Source organism: Aquabacter albus, assembly GCF_040049275.1.
Lineage (GTDB): Bacteria > Pseudomonadota > Alphaproteobacteria > Rhizobiales > Xanthobacteraceae > Aquabacter.
This window is the reverse complement of sequence record NZ_JBDZDT010000010.1, coordinates 135,618-155,053: the sequence shown is the minus strand read 5'-3', so window position 1 is coordinate 155,053 and position 19,436 is coordinate 135,618. Positions and strand designations below refer to the sequence as shown.

Genomic DNA, 19,436 nt, shown 5'->3' with positions numbered 1-19,436 from the left:
ATCCCCGCCTTGATGCGCTTCGCCCAGCGTCAGGGGGCCGGGGCGCGCGCGTAATGCAGGAAGCCGGTGCGCTCGGCCACTTGGTCGTAGAGCTTCCGCGCCGTCGCATTGGTCTCGTGGGTCAGCCAATAGACCTCCGCATAGCCCTTGCGGTCGGCCGCCTCATAGACGTGGGCGATCAGCCCGCGACCGATGCCGCCGCCGCGCGCATCGGGCGACACGAACAGGTCCTGGAGATAGCAGACATTGGCCGCGCTCCAGGTGGAGCGGTGCTCCAGATAATGGACGAGGCCCACGGCGGCGGGGCCTTGCCATGCCAGCGCGCCGGAGATGGGCTCGGCGGCGTCCAGCATGCGGGACCATGTCAGCTCGGAGACGTCGGGCGGCATGGCGATATCGTAGAACGCCTGATAGGCGCGCCACAAAGGCAGCCATGCCGCATGATCGCTCCGCTCCACGGCACGGACTTCGATCCTGGCGTCGGCGCTCATGCGAATCCCCCTCCCCGCATCCGAGGCGCGCTTTATGCCCGAGGACGGGCGGCCGCGACACCGGGGGGATTGGGCTGTCTCGACATTCAATCCGGACAGAGCGAACGAACCAGTGTCATGCCCGGGCTTGTCCCGGCCATCCACGTGGCTCCGCAGGGAAGCAGCAAACGAGTAGACGTGGATGCCCGGGACAAGCCCGGGCATGACGGACGTACTGAGGGCGCCTGATAGCGGTCAGCCTAGGGCCTTGCCTCGGTCTCCAGCTCGATGGTCCGCTGGGCCGTCAGCACCCTTTTGCATTCGGCATATTTAATGTTCGCGATGGTGCCCTGGACGTTCAGGTAGAAGTCGCAATTGGCGTTGCGGAACTGCAGCCAGTCCCGCTCGGCGATGCGCAACCGCTCCTTCTGATCCGGCGTCTGGCTCGTCATCAGGGCCTGATAGGCGGTGTTGAGCCGCTGGTCCCATTTTGCGGCAAGGTCATTGATGCAGCCGGCGATCTCCGGCGTGGAGGTCTTTGCGCCGCACGCTTGGTATTCGCCGCCGTACCAGCCCATCGCCTGGGCCGGGCGGTCGGCTGGCTCTTCCGCACGGGAGGGCGCGGCGGCGAAGAGGAGGAAGATGGCGGCACAGACAGCGCGTTTCATTTCGGTGTCCCGATGTGGCCGCGCCCCCACGGCCGTGCAATCAGCCAACCTCCCCCCGCAAGCGGGCAAGAACGCGGCGGCGGCCCATGAGCGGCAGCAAGGCGGCCAGTTCCGGCCCCTTCTCCTGGCCCGTGAGCGCGAGGCGCAATGGCCGGAACAGGGCCTTTCCGCTGCGGCCGCTGGCGGATTTCAGGGCGGCGATCCAGGCGCCGTAGGTGTCCGCGCCCCAGGGCTCGGGCGGCAGCGCATCGCCGGCGGCGGCGAGGAATTCGGCATCTTCCGACGCGACAAGCCCGAGCCGCGGCGTCTCCACGATCTCCCACCAGTCCAGCGCCTCGGCGAAACGCGAGAGATTGCCGCGCACCGCCAGCCAGAATGCCGCGCCGCCGCCGATACCGGCATTCTCCAGCCGGTGCGCCACTGCCTCATAGGGCAGATAGTGCAGGGTGCGGGCGGTGAGGGCGGAAAGCTCCTCCGGATCGAACCGCGCGGGGGCGCGGGAGATGTGGGAGAGGTCCACCTTGGCGGCCAGCGCCTGAAGGCTCTCCACCGGCGCCAGCGCCTCGGAGGTGCCCACCAGAACGGCGGCGGCGGCCACCGCCAGCGCCTCCTGCCCCGCCTCGCGCAGGGCGCGGACGGAGAGATGGCCGAGGCGCTTGGAGAGCCCCTCCCCGCTCGGCAGCGTCAATAGGTTGTGGTGCGCGAAGCGGGGCGCGTGTCCGCCCAGGGCCTCGAAAATCTCCACCTGCACCGCGGTGTTGGAGACATGGTCCTCGCCGCGCACCACGTCGGTGATGCCGAAATCGAGATCGTCCACCACCGAGCACAGCGTATAGAGGAACGTGCCGTCCTCCCGCACCAGAACGGGGTCCGACAGGCTCGCCGTATCCAGATTCTGCGGCCCGCGTACGCCGTCGTCCCAGGAGATGACGCGGTGGTCGAGCTTGAAGCGCCAATGGGGCTTGCGGCCCTCCGCTTCCAGACGCGCGCGGTCGGCGTCGGTGAGCGCCAGAGCGGCGCGGTCATAGACCGGCGGCAGGCCCCGCGCGCGCTGGAGGCCGCGCTTCAGGTCCAGCTCCGCCTCGGTCTCATAGGCGGGATAGAGCCGGCCCGCCGCCTTCAGCCGCTCCGCCGCCGCCCCATAGATGGGCAGGCGCGCGGACTGGCGCTCCACCCTGTCGGGGGGAATGCCGAGCCAGTCGAGGTCTTCGGCGATGGCGTGGGCGAACTCTTCCCGCGAGCGGGCGACGTCGGTGTCGTCATAGCGCAGGATGAAGGTGCCGCCCGCGCGCCGCGCCAGGAGCGCGTTGAGAAGCGCGGTGCGGACATTGCCCACATGGATGAGGCCGGTGGGCGAGGGCGCGAAGCGGAAGATGGGGGCTGCGGATGAGGCGAACATGGCGCAAGCCATTAGAGCGCCGCGCCCCTCGTGGGAAGGGCGCGGCACGTTATCATCGCGGCGGACACGGATTCTGCGGCGTCGGTCTGCACGCATGAGACCTCGCATTGGGTGCGGGCTGGCCCGCCCGTGGCGCCGCCTGCTGAAAGCCAGCAGGCATGCGATGTGGCTGCGGCGGCCTACCGGCATTGGGCGGAGATCCGCCAGGAGCGGCCGGGGAACGCCCCCCTTGCCAGCCTGGACGCGGACTAGGGGGCTGATTGGGATGGGCCTGGGTCGGAGGACGGCCCTGCCAGCCGGGGCGCGGACCGCCGGGATTGGCCCGCGGAGGCGGGTTGCCCTGCCACCCGGGACGTTGACCGCCCTGCCAGCCGGGCCGGCCGGGATTCGCGTTCGGCGGCGGACCGCCATTCCAGCCCGGACGCGGGCCACCCTGCCAACCCGGGCGCGGACCCACGAAGCCGGGCGCGCCGGGCGGCGGGCCGCCGTGCCAGCCGGGCGGACGGTAGCCGGGACCCGGGCCCGGCGGGGGCCGATAGCCCGGCCGCCACCAGCCCGGCGGGCGCGGGCCGGGGCCGGAAGGCGGCCGGCCCCAGCCGGGGCGCGGGCGCGGATTGAAATATTGCCAGCGGGCCCGCTGCCCCCACCAGGGCGCGCCGCGATAATAGCTGCCCCAGTAATTGCCGAAGTTGAAGCCGATGATGGGGATGCCGATCAGCGGCGCATATTCCGGCACCAGCACCCGCCGGCCCTGATAGGAGAAGGCGAGATACTCGCCATAGACCCAGCCCCGGTTCGGCCCGTAGATCACGTCGCACCAGGACTGGTTGTCGAGGCACCCCGCAATCTCCACCGGCACGCCGGCCGGCAGCACGGTGACGCGGGGAAATTCCGTATCCGGCCCCGCCCGCATGTTCACATTGCCGGTGGTGTAGCCCGGCACGGCGAGGGCGGCGGTGGCCGCGCAGGTGAATCCCAGGCTGAAAACCAAACCCAAAATACGCGAAGCGAACATTTTATCTCTCAACCGCCAGCCGATGCGTCCTACCACCATTGACGTAGGGATCCGCGGCTTTTCCACACCGCAGGCGTGGCGGGATTTGGTCGCCGCAACGGCATCTTCATGTAATTCAAGGTGAGCCGCCCCAAAGCGGGGGCACACACGGTTCTATCCCGCATTTGCGAAAAGAATTCTTCGCTCCCGCCATATTTTGCCCCTGCCACGACCAAGCTGGGCCTTTCCCTCCGGCGTAAGGCACCATTAGACTGATTCGAGTTGGACGCGGCGCAGGCTGCACCAGGGGATGGCGCATGAAGGAAATTCTCGAAGAGCTTGAGAGCCGGCGCAGCATCGCGGCGCTCGGCGGCGGCCAGAAGCGCATCGACGCGCAGCACGCCCGCGGCAAGCTCACCGCCCGCGAGCGCATCGAACTGCTGCTGGACCGGGGCTCGTTCGAGGAGTTCGACACCTTCGTGCAGCACCGCTGCATCGATTTCGGCATGGAGACCCAGAAGATCCCCGGCGACGGCGTGGTCACCGGCTGGGGCACGGTGAACGGCCGGCAGGTCTTCGTGTTCGCCAAGGACTTCACGGTGTTCGGCGGCTCCCTCTCCGAGGAGCACGCCCGCAAGATCACCAAGATCCAGGACATGGCGCTGAAGACCCGCGCGCCCATCATCGGCCTGTTCGATGCCGGCGGCGCGCGCATCCAGGAGGGCGTCGCCGCGCTCGGCGGCTATGGCGAGGTGTTCAAGCGCAACGTCACCGCCTCCGGCGTGATCCCGCAGATCTCCCTCATCATGGGGCCGTGCGCGGGCGGCGACGTCTATTCCCCCGCCATGACCGACTTCATCTTCATGGTGCGGGACACGAGCTACATGTTCGTCACCGGCCCTGATGTGGTGAAGACGGTGACGAATGAGACCGTCACGTCCGAGGAGCTGGGCGGCGCCAAGGTCCACACCACCAAGTCCTCGGTGGCGGACGGGGCTTACGAGAACGACGTGGAGATGCTGCTCCAGACCCGGCGGCTCATCGACTTCCTGCCGCTGAACAACCAGGACGGCGTGCCGGAATGGCCGTCCTTCGACGATCCGCTGCGCATCGACGACAGCCTCGACACCCTGGTGCCGGAAAACCCCAACAAGCCCTACGACATCAAGGAGCTGATCCTGAAGGTGGCGGACGAGGGGGATTTCTTCGAGATCCAGGCGGCGTTCGCCAAGAACATGGTCACCGGCTTTGGCCGCATTGAGGGGCGCACGGTGGGCTTCGTCGCCAACCAGCCCATGGTGCTGGCGGGCGTGCTGGATTCCGACGCCTCCCGCAAGGCCGCGCGCTTCGTGCGCTTCTGCGACGCGTTCGAGATCCCCATCGTCACCTTCGTGGACGTGCCCGGCTTCCTCCCCGGCACGGCGCAGGAATATGGCGGCCTCATCAAGCATGGCGCCAAGCTGCTGTTCGCCTATTCGCAGGCGACCGTGCCGCTCGTCACCGTCATCACCCGCAAGGCGTTCGGCGGGGCCTATGACGTGATGGCCTCCAAGCACGTGGGCGCCGACGTGAACTATGCCTGGCCCACGGCGCAGATCGCGGTGATGGGCGCGAAAGGCGCGGTGGAGATCATCTTCCGCGCCGACATGGGCGACCCGGACAAGATCGCCGCCCAGACCAAGAATTACGAGCAGCGCTTCCTCTCGCCCTTCGTGGCGGCGGAGCGGGGCTATATCGACGAGGTGATCATGCCCAGGACCACCCGCAAGCGCCTCGCCCGCGCCCTCGCCATGCTGCGCTCCAAGAAGGTGGAGCAGCCGCCGCGCAAGCACGACAACCTGCCGCTTTAGCGAAAATGCGTGGGCTCCCTCTCCCCGAGGGGGAGAGGGCTGGGGTGAGGGGGTTCGACCCTCACCCCAGAGGCCGGAGCCCCCTCACCCGTCGCCTGCGGCGCCGACCTCTCCCCCTCGGGGAGAGGTGAACCGAACCAGAATAGGCGCCAGGCGCCGGGGGACCGACACGCATGTTCTCGAAGATTCTGATCGCGAACCGGGGTGAGATCGCCTGCCGCGTCATCAAGACGGCGCGCAAAATGGGCATCAAGACGGTGGCAGTCTATTCGGACGCGGACAAGGACGCGCTCCATGTGGAGATGGCGGACGAGGCGGTGCATATCGGCCCGCCCCAGGCCGCCCAGTCCTATCTGCTCATCGACAAGATCATCGCGGCCTGCAAGCAGACCGGCGCGGAGGCGGTGCATCCCGGCTACGGCTTCCTCTCCGAGCGCGCGGCCTTCCCGACCGCCTTGAAGGAAGCGGGCATCGTCTTCATCGGCCCGAACCCCCATGCCATCGAGGCCATGGGCGACAAGATCGAATCCAAGAAGGCAGCGGCGGCGGCGAACGTCTCCACCGTGCCCGGCTATCTCGGCGTGATCGAGGATGGGGTCCAGGCGGCGAAGATCGCCGACGAGATCGGCTATCCCGTCATGATCAAGGCGTCTGCCGGCGGCGGCGGCAAGGGCATGCGCATCGCCCATTCCCGCGAAGAGGTGCAGGACGGCTTCGACCGCGCGAAGTCGGAGGCGAAATCCTCCTTCGGCGACGACCGGGTGTTCGTGGAGAAATTCATCGTCGACCCGCGCCACATCGAGATCCAGGTGCTGGGCGACAAGCACGGCAACGTAGCCTACCTCGGCGAGCGCGAATGCTCCATCCAGCGCCGCAACCAGAAGGTGGTGGAGGAGGCCCCCTCCCCGCTGCTCGACGAAGCCACGCGGAAGAAGATGGGCGAGCAGGCCGTCGCCCTCGCGAAAGCCGTGGGATACGACAGCGCCGGCACGGTGGAGTTCGTCGCCGGCCAGGACAAGAGCTTCTACTTCCTGGAGATGAACACCCGCCTCCAGGTGGAGCACCCCGTCACCGAGCTGGTCACCGGCATCGACCTCGTGGAGCAGATGATCCGGGTGGCCTATGGCGAGAAACTCGCCTTCACCCAGGACGATATCAAGCTGAAGGGCTGGGCGGTGGAAAGCCGCATCTATGCGGAAGACCCCTACCGCAGCTTCCTGCCCTCCATCGGCCGCCTCGTGCGCTACCGCCCGCCGGTGGAAGGCACGTTCGGTGACATCACCGTGCGCAACGATACGGGCGTATACGAGGGCGGGGAAATCTCGCTCTATTACGATCCCATGATCGCCAAGCTGGTGACCCACGCACCCACCCGCGCGGCGGCCATCGAGGCGCAGGCGGACGCGCTCGACGCCTTCGGCATCGACGGCATCGGCCACAACATCCCCTTCCTCTCCGCGCTGATGGCCCATCCGCGCTGGAAGGCGGGCAAGCTCTCCACTGGCTTCATCGCCGAGGAATATCCCGACGGCTTCCACGCCCGCGCGCCCGAGGGCGAGCTGACCCATGCGCTCGCGGCGGTCGCTGCCGTGATCGACCACGTGCAGAACGCCCGCAAGCGGCGCATCTCCGGCCAGATGATGGGCACGCCCGTCACCTTCGACAAGCGCCGGGTGGTGCATCTCGGCGGCCCCCACGAATTGATGGTGGTGCATTGCGAGATCAAGGAGGCGGACGGCGCCTTCAAGGTGCAGGTGTTCGACGCGGCCGGCGCGAAGGGCCATGTTCACGCGCTGACCTCCACCTGGACGCCGGGCGCGCCGGTGTGGCTCGGCGCCATCGACGGCACCCCGGCCGCGCTCCAGGTGCGCCCGCTGCCCAACGGCGTCGCGCTCGCCTATCGCGGCATCGCCACCGAGGCGCGGGTGTTCACCCTGCGCGAGGCGGAGCTTGCCGCCTGGATGCCGGAGAAGAAGCTCTCCGGCGGCGGCAAGGAGCTTCTGTGCCCCATGCCGGGGCTGGTGGTCTCCATCGCCGCCGTGCCCGGCCAGGAGGTCAAGGCGGGCGAGGCTTTGGCCGTGGTGGAAGCCATGAAGATGGAGAACGTGCTGCGCGCCGAGCGCGACGGAGTGGTCAAGGCCGTCCATGCGAAGCCCGGCGACAGCCTGGCGGTGGACGCGGTGATTTTGGAATTCGCGTGATGGGAGCGGGCGACATTCCCTCTCCCGCTTGCGGGGGAGGGTTAGGGAGGGGGCCAGCCGGCCACTCCAAGTCGCCTGCCTCGGCTTTTTTGGGCACCGCCCCCTCCCCAGCCCTCCCCCGCAAGCGGGAGAGGGAGTCTGCCGCGCCAAGCCTCCAGGAACCCGCCTGATGCGCCTCCTTTCTCATCTCCTCTCCCGCTTCGTGGAGAAAGGCGCCCTCACCGTCATCACCGCCAAGGGCGAGCGCACCGTCTTCGGCTCGGGCGTGGACGGACCGAAGGTCACCGTCCGCCTGATGGATGAGAAGCTGGAGCGGGACCTGTTCTTCAATCCCGAACTCATCGCCGCCGAAGCCTATATGGACGGGCGCCTCACCTTCGAGGACGGCTCGGGCGTGTTCGATCTGCTGCTGCTGTTCTCGATGAACCGCAAAGGGCTCGGCAGCCATCCCGTCCAGCAGGCGCTGCGCAAGGCGTGGCGCTCGCTGAAGCGCTTCCAGCAGGCGAACCCCATTGGCAAGGCCAAGGAGAACGTCTCTAGCCATTACGACCACCCGGCCGATTTCTACCGGCTGTGGCTGGACGAGACCATGGCCTATTCCTGTGCCTATTTCGATTATCCCGACCAGCCCCTGGCGGATGCCCAGCGCGCCAAGTTCCGCCATGTGGCGGCGAAGCTGAAGATCACGCCGGGCATGAGCGTGGCCGAGATCGGCTCCGGCTGGGGCGGGCTCTCCATCTATCTCGCCAAGGAATGCGGCGCCCACGTCACCGCCATTAATGTCTCGCCCGAGCAGCTGGCCGAATCCCGGCGCCTCGCGGAGGCGGCCGGTGTCGCCGACCTGATCGACTTCCGCGAGGTGGATTACCGCAACCTCGATGGGAAATATGACCGCCTCGTCTCCATCGGCATGATGGAGCATGTGGGCGTCAATCATTTCGACGAATATTTCACGACGATCCGCGAGTTGCTGGCGCCCGGCGGCTTCGCGCTGATCCACGCCATCGGCCGCATGTCGCCGCCCGGCACCACCGCGCCCTTCATCCGCAAATACATCTTCCCCGGCGGCTATGTGCCGGCGCTGTCAGAGGTGTTCGCCTCCACCGAGCGCACCCATCTGTGGGTGGCGGACATGGAGGTGCTGCGGCTCCATTATTACTGGACCATCCGCGCCTGGCGGCACCGCTTCATGGCCCGCTATGCCGAGGTGGAGGCCATGATGGGCGCCCGCTTCGCCCGCATGTGGGACTTTTACCTCTCCGCCGTGGAGCTGGGCTTCCTGCACGGCTCCAATATGGTGTTCCAGCTCCTCTTGGCCGAACGTCGGGACGACGTGCCGGTGCGGCGGGACTATATGTTCGAGGACGAGCAGAAGCTCATCGCTCGTGACGCACAGGAGACACCGGCGTGACCGACCTCCCCTTCGCCGCAGACATCAAGCCCGCTACCCGCGAGGACTGGCTAAAGCTGGTGGACGGCGTGCTCAAGGGCGCGCCCTATGACAAGAAGCTGGTCGCCCGCACCTATGAGGGCCTGACTCTCGATCCCTTGCCCCCTCGCAAGCCGGGCGCCGCGCCCATTGCCGGGCGTGCCGCAGGAGCGCCCTGGATCGTCTCCGCGCGGGTCGATCAGGCGGATAAGGACGATGCCAACGCCCAGGCGCTGGAGGACCTCAACGGCGGTGCCTCCGGCCTCACCCTCGTCTTCGCCTCCTCGCCCCACGCCCACGGCTTCGGCATTCCCGACGGCGATGTCCTCACCCGCATCCTCGACAGCGTGATGCTGGACCTCATCGAGACGCGGCTGGAGAGCGGGCATTTCAAGGGCCGCGAGGATGCCCTCGCCTTCGCCAAGCTCCTGGACGAGCGCGGCCATGATCCCAAGGGCCTCGCCGTCTCCTTCGGCCTCGATCCCATCGGCGACATGGCGCAAGTGGGCTCGGCGCCCATGCCTTGGGCGAACCTCTCCCAGCGCTTCACCGAGACCTGCGGCATCCTCGCCGCGCGCGGTTTCACCGCCGCGCAGTTCGCCCGGGCGGACGGCGCCGTGCATCACGCCGCCGGCGCCTCGGATGCACAGGAGCTGGCGGCCGTGCTCGCCACGGCGGTGGCCTATCTGCGCGCGCTCGAAGCCGCAGGCGTTTCGCTGGAGGACGCGGCGACGCGCATCGAGCTGGCGCTGACCGCCGACGTGAACCAGATCGCCACCATCGCCAAGTTCCGCGCCATGCGCCTGCTCTGGGGCGCCGTGGCGCGCGAGGTAGGGCTGAAGGCGGCGCCGGTCAAGGTGCACGCCACCACGGCGTGGCGCTCCATGACCCGGCGCGATCCCTATGTGAACCTGCTGCGCACCACCATCGCCGCCTTCTCGGCCGGCGTGGGCGGGGCGGACAGCGTCACCGTGCTGCCGTTCACGCAGGCGCTGGGCCTGCCCGACAGCTTCGCAAGGCGGCTCGCCCGTAACACCCAGCTCGTGCTGCTGGAGGAGGCGAACCTCCACCGCGTCGCCGATCCCTCAGCCGGTGCCGGCGCCATGGAGACGCAGACGGACGGGCTCGCCGCGGCCGCCTGGGACATCTTCCGTGCTATCGAGGCGAAGGGCGGCATGGCGGATGCCCTATCGCAGGCCTGGTGGCAAGGCGAGGTGTCCGAAGTTCGCAAGCACCGCGCCAAGGACGTGGCGACCCGCAAGGAGCCGGTAACTGGCACCTCGGAATTTCCCCTTCTCGGCCAGCCAGTGCCCGACGTGCTCGCCCCTGCCCCCACCTTGCCGCCGCCCGCCACGGACACGGCCCTCACCCCGCACCGCCTCGCCGAGCCGTTCGAGGCCTTGCGCGATGCAGCGGAGGCGGCGCCCACCTCGCCCTCCGTTTTCCTGGCGGTGCTCGGCCCCGTCTCGGCCTTCACGGCCCGGGCCACCTACGCGAAGAATTTCTTCGAGGCCGGCGGCATCGCAGCGCCGGTGCCGGAGCCGTTCGCGCGGCTGGATGACCTGATCGGCGCGTTCGCCGCCTCCGGCACGACCTTTGCCTGCATCTGCTCGTCGGACGAGGTCTATGCCGCCGAGGGCGTGTCGGCGGCGGACGCGCTGAAGAAGGCGGGGGCGCACACGGTCTGGCTGGCCGGGCGCCCGGGAGAGCTGGAAGAGAAACTGAAGGCGGCGGGGGTGGACGGGTTCATTTATGCCGGCTGCGACGCGCTGGAGGCGTTGGGGAAGGCGCATCGGGCGCTGGGGATTGGGTAGCGAAGGCCCCCTCCCAACCCTCCCCCGCAAGCGGGAGAGGGCTTTTGCGTTGCGCGAACCGTGAACTCCCTCTCCCGCTTGCGGGGGAGGGTTGGGGAGGGGGAAGCCGCTGTCGGAGCTGTTCAGAACTTGCGCGCCCGTGAGCGCCTTTTGAGCTAGGATGGGGACCATGAGCCGCTTGCCCGCATTCGCCGAGATCGACTGGCGCGCGCCGGACGTGAGCCCGCCCGCCGCCTCCACCGCGCCCTGGATCACGCCGGAAGGCATTCCGGTGAAGCCGCTCTACGGCGCGGGCGATGTGGCGGGCCTGCCGTTCCTCGATACCTATCCCGGCATCGCGCCCTATCTGCGCGGCCCCTACCCCACCATGTATGTGAACCAGCCCTGGACCATCCGGCAATATGCCGGCTTCTCCACGGCGGAGGATTCCAACGCCTTCTACCGGCGCAACCTCGCCGCCGGCCAGAAGGGGCTTTCGGTCGCCTTCGATCTCGCCACCCATCGCGGCTATGACAGTGACCATCCCCGCGTCTCAGGCGACGTGGGCATGGCGGGCGTCGCCATCGACAGCATCTACGACATGCGCACCCTCTTCTCCGGCATCCCGCTGGACCAGATGAGCGTGTCCATGACCATGAACGGGGCGGTGCTGCCCATCCTGGCGCTGTTCATCGTGGCGGGCGAGGAGCAAGGCGTGCCCCATGCCAAGCTCTCGGGCACCATCCAGAACGACATCCTCAAAGAATTCATGGTGCGGAACACCTATATCTATCCGCCCGCACCCAGCATGCGCATCATCTCGGACATCTTCGCCTATACCTCCAAGGAGATGCCGCGCTTCAACTCCATCTCCATCTCCGGCTATCACATGCAGGAGGCGGGAGCGACGCAGGACCTGGAGCTGGCCTATACGCTGGCGGACGGCGTCGAATATGTGCGGGCCGGCGCCAAGGCGGGGCTCGACATCGACGTGTTCGCGCCGCGCCTCTCCTTCTTCTGGGCCATTGGCATGAACTTCTACATGGAGGTGGCGAAGCTGCGCGCCGCCCGCCTCCTGTGGACCAAGCTGATGACCGACTTAGGGGCCAAGAGCCCGAAGTCCCTGCCCTTGCGCACCCATTGCCAGACCTCCGGCTGGAGCCTGACCGCGCAGGACGTGTTCAACAATGTGATGCGCACGGCGGTGGAGGCCATGGCGGCCACCCAGGGCCACACCCAGTCGCTTCACACCAATGCGCTGGACGAGGCGCTGGCGCTGCCCACGGACTTCTCCGCCCGCATCGCCCGCAACACCCAGATCCTGCTCCAGCAGGAGAGCGGCACCACGCGCCAGATCGACCCGTGGAGCGGCTCCTTCTTCATCGAGCGCCTCACCGCCGACCTTGCGGCAAAAGCCTGGGCGCATATCGAGGAGGTGGAGGCGCTGGGCGGCATGGCGAAGGCCATCGAGGCCGGCATCCCGAAGCTGCGCATCGAGGAGGCGGCCGCCACCACCCAGGCCCGCATCGATGGCGGGGCGCAGACCGTGGTGGGCGTCAACAAATACAAGCCCGAGCGCGAACAGCAGATCGACGTGCTGAAGGTGGACAATTCCGCCGTGCGCGCCGCGCAGATCGAGAAGCTCAAGCGCCTCAAGGCCGAGCGCAGCGCGGGAGAGGTGGAGGCGGCGCTCACCGCCCTCACCACTGGCGCGACGGAGGGCGGCAACCTCTTGGAGCTGGCGGTGAACGCCGCGCGCGCCAAGGCGACCGTTGGCGAGATTTCCGATGCGCTGGAGACCGTCTTCGGCCGCCACCGCGCCGAGATCCGCGCCATTTCCGGCGTCTATAAGCGGGAGGCCGGCGCCATGACCGACAAGGTGGCCAAGGTTCAACAGCAGGTGGAGGAATTCGAGCATGCCGAAGGGCGCCGCCCGCGCATCCTCGTCGCCAAGGTGGGCCAGGACGGGCACGACCGCGGCCAGAAGGTGATCGCCTCCGCCTTCGCCGATCTCGGCTTCGACGTGGATATCGGCCCCCTCTTTGCCACCCCGGACGAAGCCGCCCGGCAGGCGGTGGAGAATGACGTGCACGTGGTGGGCATCTCGTCGCTGGCCGCCGGCCATCTCACTTTGGTGCCCGCCCTGAAGGCGGCGCTGGAGGCCGAAGGGCGCGGCGACATCATGGTGGTGGTGGGCGGCGTGGTACCCCCGCAAGATTATGAGGCCCTGAAGGCCGCCGGTGCCGAGGCCATCTTCCCGCCCGGCACGGTGATCGCGGACGCCGCGCGCGACCTCGTCGCCACCCTCGCCGAACGCCTTGGCCATTCCCGCGCGGCGGCGGAATAAAGCTTCGCGCCATGATGGGGACCATGGGCGCCACCATACGGGTGCTGGCGCCCGCGCCCAACGTGCTCGCCTTCTATGACGGGCGCATTCCCGGCGTGCGGCTCCATTCCGCAGAGCCCAACTGGCTGGATGACGGCGCCTATGAGGCAGGCATCGCCTCCTATGCGGTAATCGATGGGGACGCGGCCCTCGTCTACGACACCCACATCTCGCTGGCCCACGCCGCCATCATCCGCCGCACGCTGGAAGAGCGGGGCGTGCGGACATTCACGGTCGTGCTGAGCCACTGGCATGACGACCACGTGGCGGGGAACGAGATCTTCGCGGACTGCGAGATCATCGCCAATTCCCTCACCGCGCAGATGCTGGCCGAGAAACGGGAGGTGCTGGAGACGGGCGATCCGCCCATCAAGCCGCTCGTCCTGCCGAACCGCATCTTCGAGGGCGAGTTGGCGCTGAAGGTGGGCACCCTGCCGGTGCTGCTCCGGCAGGTGGACATCCATTCCCGTGACGGCACCGTGGTGCTGCTTCCAGGCGGGCTGATGCTGGCCGGGGACACGCTGGAAGACCCCATCACCTATGTGGACGAGCCCGGTCGGCTGTCGGCTCATCTTAACGATCTGAGCCGCATGGCAGGGTGGGAGATCAGCCGGATCCTGCCGAACCATGGGGCCGAAGAGGTCATCGCCAATGGCGGTTATGGTAAAGAATTGATTTACGCAACAATGGCTTATGTCGAGAAGCTCATCCAGCTAACAAATGATCTTAAAGTGATTTCTGAGGATTTGCAGACCTTCGCGCACGAGGCTTTCGCCACCGGCGTGCTGACCTACTACGCGCCGTATGAAGAAGTTCACCGGCTAAATGTTGCGGCCGTGCTGCGGGTGAAGGATGCGCGGGCGGGGGAGCTATAGCGGGTATTTGGTTAACGGCGTGCGACTCTCGCGCCACTCCATACAGCCGTCATGCCCGAGCTTGACCCGGGCATCCACGGGGGCTCCGCGGGGCACAATCGAACAAGGTCTGTAAAGCGGCGAGGCGTGGATCCCCGGGTCAAGCCCGGGGATGACGAGCCCTGAGAACGGCCCTACTCCGCCGCATCCCCGAACAGTAGCAATTGCTGCTCCCTCACCGGCGCGAAGGACTGACGGTGGTGCTTGCAGGGGCCGTGCGCCCGCAAGGCCAGCCCATGCTCGGGCGTCGAATAGCCCATATGCCGCTCAAAGCCATAGGCGGGATAGACGCTGCCGAGCCCCACCATCAGCCGGTCCCGGGTCACCTTGGCGATGATGGAGGCGGCGGCGATGGAGGCAATGAGGGCATCCCCGCCGATCACCATCTCCAGCGCGCAAGGCATGGGCGGGGGATCATTGCCGTCCACGAACACCAGAGCCGGCACACGCGGCAGGCCGCGCACCGCGTTGGAGAGCGCCCAGAGGGACGCCTGGCGGATATTGTCCCGGTCGATGCGCGCGGGCGGGGCGAGGCTCACCGACACCTCGGCGGTGGCGCAGATCTCCTCGAACAGCGCCTCGCGCATCTGGCGGGTGAGCTTCTTGGAATCGTCCAGGCCCTTGGGCACGCGCTTGGGGTCGAGGATCACGGCGGCGGCCACCACGGGGCCCGCCAGAGGCCCCCTGCCCGCTTCGTCGGCGCCGGCCACGGGGGTCGCGCCGCTCTTATAGGCGGCGCGCTCGCGCATAAAGCCGAGGCCCGAAGCACTCTTCGCCGCCGGCTTCATGTTCGCTTTCACGCGCTGTCCCGCCACAATCCCCTCCGCGACTCATGCCCTCCCGCAAACGGGAGGGTGTCGAGCCTAGCTCAGAATTTCAGCGAGAAGCCACCCTTCACCATGTTCTCCTGGGCATTCTCGGCCAGTTGCCCGGAATAGAACACCGAGAGGCTCATGGTGGGGGTGAAGGCGACGTCGATGCCCGCCTCCACCAGTGCCGCATCCTCGGCGAGGGGCGCGCCCGTCACCGTGAAAGCCTGGGAGCCGGTGAAGAAGAAGGTGCCCTCCGGCGTCACGTCCCCGAAAGCGTGCTGCCAGGCGAGGCTCCCCTTCAGCGTGGCCACGGTGGTGCCGAGCTGGAAGGGCAGCGCGCCCCGCGCGCCAAGGCTGGTATAGGTAACGGCGTCGGTCCCGCCATTGGTGCCGAGAGCGGCAATGCCGCCGGTCTCGGTGAAATTGTCGGTGTTGACGTTCACGTAAGCGAGGCCGGCGAACGGCTCCACCGTCGCCGCGCTGAGCGCGACGGGATAGGCCATCTCGCCGAAGAGCTGGCCGGTCCGCGCGCCATAGTCCGCTGAAAGCTGGTTCACGAGGCCGGGGAACGCCACCGTGCGGGAGGAGGACATATCGCTCCAGGCATAGGCTGCGCCGAAGCGCAGGGCGAGCGCGCCCGCCATGCCGCCGCCATAGACCGCCACATGGACGGTGTCGGCTGACGTGGAGGAGGACAGGTCCGTCACCGAGATGGTGGAAGAGCTGTAACCGGCGGCAAATCCCACGCGCCAGGCATTGGCGACAACCCCGTCGACGCCCACCAAGAAGCCGCCGACGCTGGTGGAGGCGGAGGACGCGTTGCCGTTGTCGTCCACATGGCCCCATGCGCCGAATGCCTCGGTCCAGAACGCGTTGCTCGGGACCACTGGGGCGTCCTCGGGGGCCGCCTTCACCGCGAACGGGCCGGACGCAACCGGCGCGGCATAGCTGAGCGGGACCGCCGGCGGAGGTGCCGCGATCACGGGCTGGCGCGCCCGGTCCATCACCGCGTTGCGCACCAGAATGCTCTGGGAGGCCAGGACACCGCTGGTCGTGGCATAGGCTTCGCCGGACAGGGCATCGAAGGCGGCAGCCGCGCCCAGGCCGGAGAGCTGGACGATCGCCTGGGACACCGCATGTCCGGTATCCAGCGTGTCGGCCCCGCTGGCCACGGCGCTCTGATTTCCGGTGGAGGCGTGCGACGCAAAGGGGACGCTGCTGCGCTGAAGGCTGAGCACGACGCCGTTCGCGCCATAGGTCACGGCGGCGGTCAGCAGCGGATTGCCGGTCGACACGGCCTCAAAAGCGCCGGTCACGCTTCCCGCTGAGATGAGGGTGTAGCTGCTGCCGACGCCCGCGCCAGCACCGAGAGTGAGGAGCAGCACGCCGCCACCAAGGGTCGCGGCGGTGCCGACCGCGACCTTGTCGCTGGTTCCGCCGCGCCCGAGATCCATGGACAGCATGGAGCCATGCTGGGTCGAGAAGCTGTCGAGCACGGTGAAGGTGCCGATCACCCCTGCCCCGCCGGGCGCGAGGGAGCCGCCGGGGGCATTGACAAGATTGGCCGCGCCGCCCGAGCCCGTGAGCGTTCCGCGATTGGTGAGGCTGCCGATGACGATGCCGTCATTCCGGAACACGCCCGTATTGATCACGTCGCCGACGATCCCGCCGCCATTCTCAAGCGTGCCGGAATTGGCCACGGGGCCGACAATGCTGCCGCTGTTCCGGAATGTGCCGACATTGGCCACCTCGCCGACAATCTGGCCGCTGTTGCGAAGCGTGCCCATATTGCCGAGCGGGGAAGTGATGACGCCGGAATTGACGAGGGTGCCGGCATTCATCATGGGGATGTCCACCGTCGTGGTGGTGAAAGTGCCCGCATTGGTCAAGGTCGCGCCCTGCGCCACGGCATAGCCGCCGGCGCTGGTGAAGGCAGCGCCGGCGCTGATGTCGAGCGAGCCCGTGAGCGTGCCTGTGAGGGAAAGTGTGCCCTGCTGCACGAAGGTGCCGCCGGTGAATGTGCCATTTCCCGCCAGCGTCACCGTGCCCGGGCCGGTGATGGCAAGGCTGCCCGGCCCCGTCATGTCGCCGGAGAACGTGGCATTGGCATTGACTGTCGAAACCGTGGCTGCACCCGTCAGCAATACGGGCAAGTCGACCGAGAGGTCACTCACCGGCTGCAGCAGCCCGTTGGCAACCAGCACCGGCGTCACATATGCATCCGTTCCCGGCAAATAACCGGTTCCAGGGGACGCCCCGTTGAGCTGGACACCGACGAAGCCGCCGTCGGCGTCGTACAGGATGTTGATGCCGGTATAAGTGAAGAGCGAAGTATTGAAGAAGGTCCCAGAGCCTTTTGAGCTCCAGTGAACACCAGCGGGAATTTGCGGATTGCCGGTACCAACCTTGAAATTGTAGCCGACAAGCCCCTGGGCGCCGAGCAGATCGAGGGTCACCGTCACGCCGTCGGCCAGGATGCCCGTGTCGGTCGTGAAGCCATCGGAATTCAGGTTCGGCAGGGTCAGGAGGCCGTCCTGCACGCCAGTGTCCATCAAGGCAACGCCGCCCTGGGGACCCGTGGTGGCGCCAGCGGGGTTGGTCACTGTCACCACCAGGGGCTGGGCCTGCCAGTTGTGAGGCTGGCCAGGGCCCAGGGGAGCGAGCTGCCCATAGGCGAAAGGGTTGCCGCCGGACGACGCCGTGTTGGCCGTGGTGAGACCGAGCTTCACCCCGGTGGGCGTGACGATGTAGCCGCGGCGCATGATATCGCCCATGCCCACCACGTTCAGGAACGGGTTGAGCGAAGCCGGTGTCGGCGCGGCTTTTTCCAGCCAGCCCGGCAGGCTCGTCCCGTGGGGTGCATTGGGAGCCCCTACCCCCATGGTGTTGCGGTCGAAGCCGACCCCCATCATCGCAGTGGTGGGACTGTCTGTGTTCACGCAGCTTTGGGCATTCGGCGCCTTCGGGTCGATGCAGGTGCCCTTGGTCGCGATCAGGACCTGCACCTGGGAGACCGCAGGCGTTGAGCCATCCGTGTTCAGAAAGGTGACATTCGACTGATTGGTGAAGTAGCCCGTTAACAGCAACCCCGAGCTATTATAATAAACCCAGCCGGGCTTATCTGTATTATATGCAATATTTCTGGCGTGACCGTTTCCAACTCCCAAGACGATACCAGTGGAGCCGGTGTCCATTCCAAGGGAGAAAGTACCGGCACCATCTATGGACGTCTTGAACATCAGCATCGAACTGGGGGCGGCGCCCGCAAGCACCTGCAGGAGAGAGTATTCATAACTCACGGAATAGGAATTGTTTCCGTAACTCTCATACATGTTCCAGCCATTGCCGGCCGCCATGGCCTGCTGCGGGAGCACGCCTGAAAGACCTGATCCGACAACCAACGCCGCCGCGGAACACATGAGCGCACGGGCCACCTCGCGCCGACGCGCGCAATACGTACGATCCCCTGCCATAGCTTCCCCCAAAGCCGACAAAAAAAGTCAAATTCGCAAAGCTGAAAGACCCTATCCGACAATCTTCCCCAAAGGCACGCAATAGGCCGAGGACTGTCTTCTCCCGTTCAGGTGGGACGGTCGAGGATGATGGTGGCACCCATGGCCGCCTTGGGCGAGATCACCACGAGCCCTTCGATCTTCTCTTCCAGCATGCCGCGCGCGGCAAGGCCGCGCCGCATCTCAGCAGCGCCCGGAGAGGAGAAGCGGACGCCCGCGATCCGCAAGCCCTCGCCCGCCGGCGCGGGCACGCCGAAGCGCTCGGTGAAGGTGGCGCGGGTCATGATGTCGATCTCCCCACGCGGGGTCGCGGCGATGTACCAGGCATCGGTCACCCGGCGCGGCGTGACCCCGGCAAGCGTGTCGATGAAGCTGCTATGGTCCACGGGGTGGTCCGCCACCAGCACCACGCCGGCGATGCCCGTGGTGCCGTTGGCGTGCCGCTGCATGTCGGGCGCCCAGAAATTCTCAGGCTTGCGCTGGGTGCAGGTGAAGAAGCCCGCATCCGGGGCGGCGGGATCCTGCGCGAAGGCGAGCGAGAAGCCCACCTCCACATCCTGCCCGTCCGGCCGCCGCGCCATGCGGGAGAAGTCGAGCAGGTCGAAGCCACCGAAACCGGCCGCATCGAAAGCGGCCTTCTCGGCAGCCGGGTCCCCGCCTTCCAGGGCCAGCATGGAAAAACCTTCGCCGTTCCGGGCGAGGAAATCGCGATTGAAGGCGCCGAATGAAAAGTGGCTGCCGGACGCCTCTGGAATTTTATCCGGCTCGGCGACTTCCAGAAGCTCCAGGAAGAAGCCCGGTGTCTGAACGATGCGGTTGTGCGTGCCCCAGGGATGGTGGTTCCGCGGCCCGACCGTGAACCCGATCAGGTCATAGACCTCTCCCGCCGCATCCAAATCCCGCACCACGTGGACAAGGTGATCGAGGCCGCGCGGCATGGGACACTCCTTCGTGGTTCGGGTCGTAGCCTTGTGGCACGTGCCCGCCGACGAGGGCAACCGCCCCCCG

General features: G+C 67.4%; 13 protein-coding genes. 6 read left to right on the top strand and 7 right to left on the bottom strand.

Features of this window, described 5'->3' with window-relative positions:
* Positions 1–29: 29 nt before the first annotated feature.
* The 4 genes from ABLE91_RS24080 to ABLE91_RS24065 form a co-directional block, all read right to left on the bottom strand.
* On the bottom strand, positions 30–491 hold the full coding sequence (locus tag ABLE91_RS24080; RefSeq protein ID WP_348934985.1) for a GNAT family N-acetyltransferase: 462 nt from the start codon (positions 489–491) through the stop codon (positions 30–32).
* 239 nt (positions 492–730) lie between these two features.
* A complete protein-coding gene (locus ABLE91_RS24075; protein ID WP_348934983.1) occupies positions 731–1,138 on the bottom strand; it encodes a lysozyme inhibitor LprI family protein in 408 nt (135 codons plus the stop codon).
* A gap of 40 nt (positions 1,139–1,178) precedes the next feature.
* Positions 1,179–2,537 (bottom strand): glutamate--tRNA ligase, encoded by a 1,359-nt coding sequence (locus ABLE91_RS24070; RefSeq protein ID WP_348934982.1) that lies wholly within the window; start codon positions 2,535–2,537, stop codon positions 1,179–1,181.
* Between the two features lie 52 nt (positions 2,538–2,589).
* Positions 2,590–3,552 (bottom strand): SH3 domain-containing protein, encoded by a 963-nt coding sequence (locus ABLE91_RS24065; protein ID WP_348934981.1) that lies wholly within the window; start codon positions 3,550–3,552, stop codon positions 2,590–2,592.
* A gap of 296 nt (positions 3,553–3,848) precedes the next feature.
* Here ABLE91_RS24065 and ABLE91_RS24060 point away from each other — a divergent pair, with 296 nt between their 5' ends.
* From ABLE91_RS24060 to ABLE91_RS24035, 6 genes are all read left to right on the top strand, one after another.
* Positions 3,849–5,381: an acyl-CoA carboxylase subunit beta gene (locus ABLE91_RS24060; protein ID WP_348934979.1), complete on the top strand. Its 1,533-nt coding sequence runs from the start codon at positions 3,849–3,851 to the stop codon at positions 5,379–5,381.
* Between the two features lie 173 nt (positions 5,382–5,554).
* Positions 5,555–7,582, top strand: coding sequence for an acetyl-CoA carboxylase biotin carboxylase subunit (locus ABLE91_RS24055; protein ID WP_348934977.1), 2,028 nt, complete (start codon positions 5,555–5,557; stop codon positions 7,580–7,582).
* Positions 7,583–7,751: 169 nt separating this feature from the next.
* Positions 7,752–8,993, top strand: coding sequence for a class I SAM-dependent methyltransferase (locus tag ABLE91_RS24050; RefSeq protein WP_348934976.1), 1,242 nt, complete (start codon positions 7,752–7,754; stop codon positions 8,991–8,993).
* Positions 8,990–10,825 carry a methylmalonyl-CoA mutase family protein gene (locus tag ABLE91_RS24045; protein WP_348934975.1) on the top strand — a complete coding sequence of 612 codons (1,836 nt, stop codon included), beginning with the start codon at positions 8,990–8,992 and terminating at the stop codon, positions 10,823–10,825. Before ABLE91_RS24050 ends, ABLE91_RS24045 begins: the two co-directional genes overlap by 4 nt.
* Positions 10,826–10,994: 169 nt before the next feature.
* A complete protein-coding gene (gene scpA, locus ABLE91_RS24040) occupies positions 10,995–13,151 on the top strand; it encodes a methylmalonyl-CoA mutase (RefSeq protein WP_348934973.1) in 2,157 nt (718 codons plus the stop codon).
* Between the two features lie 23 nt (positions 13,152–13,174).
* Positions 13,175–14,065 carry an MBL fold metallo-hydrolase gene (locus ABLE91_RS24035; RefSeq protein WP_348934972.1) on the top strand — a complete coding sequence of 297 codons (891 nt, stop codon included), beginning with the start codon at positions 13,175–13,177 and terminating at the stop codon, positions 14,063–14,065.
* Between the two features lie 173 nt (positions 14,066–14,238).
* Here ABLE91_RS24035 and rnhB read toward each other — a convergent pair whose 3' ends face one another.
* The 3 genes from rnhB to ABLE91_RS24020 form a co-directional block, all read right to left on the bottom strand.
* Positions 14,239–14,892 (bottom strand): ribonuclease HII, encoded by a 654-nt coding sequence (gene rnhB / locus ABLE91_RS24030; RefSeq protein WP_510181992.1) that lies wholly within the window; start codon positions 14,890–14,892, stop codon positions 14,239–14,241.
* Between the two features lie 80 nt (positions 14,893–14,972).
* A complete protein-coding gene (locus ABLE91_RS24025) occupies positions 14,973–17,921 on the bottom strand; it encodes an autotransporter outer membrane beta-barrel domain-containing protein (RefSeq protein ID WP_348934970.1) in 2,949 nt (982 codons plus the stop codon).
* A gap of 575 nt (positions 17,922–18,496) precedes the next feature.
* Complete coding sequence (locus tag ABLE91_RS24020; protein ID WP_348934968.1) at positions 18,497–19,366, bottom strand: VOC family protein; 870 nt, start codon at positions 19,364–19,366, stop codon at positions 18,497–18,499.
* Positions 19,367–19,436: the final 70 nt, after the last annotated feature.

Coding starts and splice junctions, on each gene's coding strand:
- ABLE91_RS24080 (WP_348934985.1), bottom strand. CDS start 491: ATGAGCGCCGACGCCAGGATCGAAGTCCGTGCCGTGGAGCGGAGCGAT.
- ABLE91_RS24075 (WP_348934983.1), bottom strand. CDS start 1,138: ATGAAACGCGCTGTCTGTGCCGCCATCTTCCTCCTCTTCGCCGCCGCG.
- ABLE91_RS24070 (WP_348934982.1), bottom strand. CDS start 2,537: ATGTTCGCCTCATCCGCAGCCCCCATCTTCCGCTTCGCGCCCTCGCCC.
- ABLE91_RS24065 (WP_348934981.1), bottom strand. CDS start 3,552: ATGTTCGCTTCGCGTATTTTGGGTTTGGTTTTCAGCCTGGGATTCACC.
- ABLE91_RS24060 (WP_348934979.1), top strand. CDS start 3,849: ATGAAGGAAATTCTCGAAGAGCTTGAGAGCCGGCGCAGCATCGCGGCG.
- ABLE91_RS24055 (WP_348934977.1), top strand. CDS start 5,555: ATGTTCTCGAAGATTCTGATCGCGAACCGGGGTGAGATCGCCTGCCGC.
- ABLE91_RS24050 (WP_348934976.1), top strand. CDS start 7,752: ATGCGCCTCCTTTCTCATCTCCTCTCCCGCTTCGTGGAGAAAGGCGCC.
- scpA (WP_348934973.1), top strand. CDS start 10,995: ATGAGCCGCTTGCCCGCATTCGCCGAGATCGACTGGCGCGCGCCGGAC.
- ABLE91_RS24035 (WP_348934972.1), top strand. CDS start 13,175: ATGGGCGCCACCATACGGGTGCTGGCGCCCGCGCCCAACGTGCTCGCC.
- rnhB (WP_510181992.1), bottom strand. CDS start 14,892: ATGAAGCCGGCGGCGAAGAGTGCTTCGGGCCTCGGCTTTATGCGCGAG.
- ABLE91_RS24020 (WP_348934968.1), bottom strand. CDS start 19,366: ATGCCGCGCGGCCTCGATCACCTTGTCCACGTGGTGCGGGATTTGGAT.